The organism is Yoonia sp., assembly GCF_030731595.1.
Taxonomy (GTDB): Bacteria; Pseudomonadota; Alphaproteobacteria; order Rhodobacterales; family Rhodobacteraceae; genus Yoonia.
The window spans coordinates 1-1,928 of the sequence record NZ_JANQTS010000134.1; the positions used below are offsets into that span (position 1 = coordinate 1).

Here is a 1,928-nt window from a genome sequence, read left to right on the forward strand (position 1 = left end):
CCTCGCGCTCCATAAAAAAGGGAGGACCGAAGCCCTCCCGTAGTTTCGCTGATCACCGGTGAATGCTCCGCATTCGCCGACCGCGGACAGAGTGAATGGCGCAGCCAATCACGGAGTCCGCCTCACCCCTCGCGCTCCATAAAAAAGGGAGGACCGAAGCCCTCCCGTAGTTTCGCTGATCAAGCTCACTCATTGTGTACCGCCCGGTTTATTTGCCTGCGGCCTGATCCGCGCCAGAGCAGGCTCACCCGCTCTGAAGCTCTGTGAGCGCGGAGGAATTTCGGAGAAATTCCTTCTGCGCGCCTAAGATTTTTCGGGGAAAAATCTTAGCTGCACCCGCTGGTCCCACCGCAGGTGTTGCACTTCATGCAAGTCCCGTTGCGCACCAGCGTATAGTTGCCGCATTCCCCACAAGGATCGCCCTCGTAGCCCTGCATCTTTGCCTTGTCGCGGGCAGAGATCGTGGTGGCCGTTCCTGTCGCCACAATGCTCTCGCTCAACGATGGCATCAGTGTTTGCAGGGCAGCGACCGTATCGGTGCCGGTGGCCAAGGCCGTGGCGCCCATGCCGCCTTGCAGCACGACCAGATCCTGCGGCATCCGCTTGCGCAGATAGCCTGTCGATGAAATCTGCTTGAGCACTTCCAGCGAACGCGATGCAGCACTTTCCGTGGGCGTCTGGATGTTGGACACGCCTTCCTGCTCGCCGCGCCCGATGTCGTCGAACGACGCGCCTTCTGGCTTTACATGCGCCAGATCGGTGCGGTCGAGGTAGGACACAGCCAGTTCGCGGAAGATATAATCAAGGATCGAAGTGGCATTCTTGATGCTGTCGTTGCCTTGGACCATGCCTGCGGGCTCGAACTTGGTGAAGGTAAAGGCATCCACGAATTCCTCCAGCGGCACGCCGTATTGCAGACCAACGGACACCGCGATGGCGAAGTTGTTCATCATCGCCCGGAAGCCTGCACCCTCTTTATGCATGTCGATGAAGATCTCGCCCAGGCTGCCGTCTTCATATTCGCCGGTGCGCAGGTAAACCTTGTGCCCACCCACGATGGCCTTCTGGGTATAGCCCTTGCGCCGCTGCGGCATCTTCTCGCGTTCGCGGTTGCGGATTTCCTGAATGATGATCTTTTCGACGATCTTTTCGGCCAGAACGGCGGCCTTTTCGTGGTGGTTGCCGCTTTCAAGCACCTCCATCGCCTCTTCATCATCCTCGACGAGGGCCGACGCCAAAGGCTGGGACAGTTTCGATCCATCACGGTACAGCGCGTTGGCCTTCACACCCAAGGACCATGACAGCTCATAGGCTTTCTGGCAGTCTTCGATGGTCGCATCATTGGGCATGTTGATCGTCTTGGAGATCGCGCCCGAGATAAACGACTGTGCAGCGGCCATCATATAGATATGGCTGTCAACACTCAGATAACGCTTGCCTTTTTTGCCGCATGGGTTCGCGCAATCAAAGACATTGTAGTGCTCTTCTTTGAGGTAAGGTGCGCCTTCCAGCGTCATTGTTCCGCAGACGTGATCATTCGCCGCCTCGATGTCTTTCTTGGAATAGCCGAGGTGACGCAGCAGATCAAAGGTCGGATCATTCAGCTTTTCGGAAGGGATACCCAGCGTCTTGGTGCAGAAATCCTCGCCCAGCGTCCACTGGTTAAAGACAAAGCGGATGTCAAAGGCAGAGCCCAAAGCCCCCTCGACCTTGTCCAGTTCCGCCTGTCCGAACCCATGCCCGATCAGGGATGTGTGGTTGATCGCCGGCGCCTGCCCGATGGAACCATGACCGACGGCATAGGCAATGATCTCTTCGATCTGCGCCGATCCATAGCCCAGCTTTTCAAGGGCCGCTGGCACGGACTGGTTGATGATCTTGAAATACCCGCCACCGGCCAGCTTCTTGAACTTCACCAGCGCAAAGTC

1 pseudogene is annotated in these 1,928 nt (G+C 57.5%); it reads right to left on the bottom strand.

The window, feature by feature from the left end:
• Positions 1-326 precede the first annotated feature (326 nt).
• A pseudogene (locus tag NWQ23_RS15540) lies at positions 327-1,928 on the bottom strand (vitamin B12-dependent ribonucleotide reductase); the annotation flags it as partial.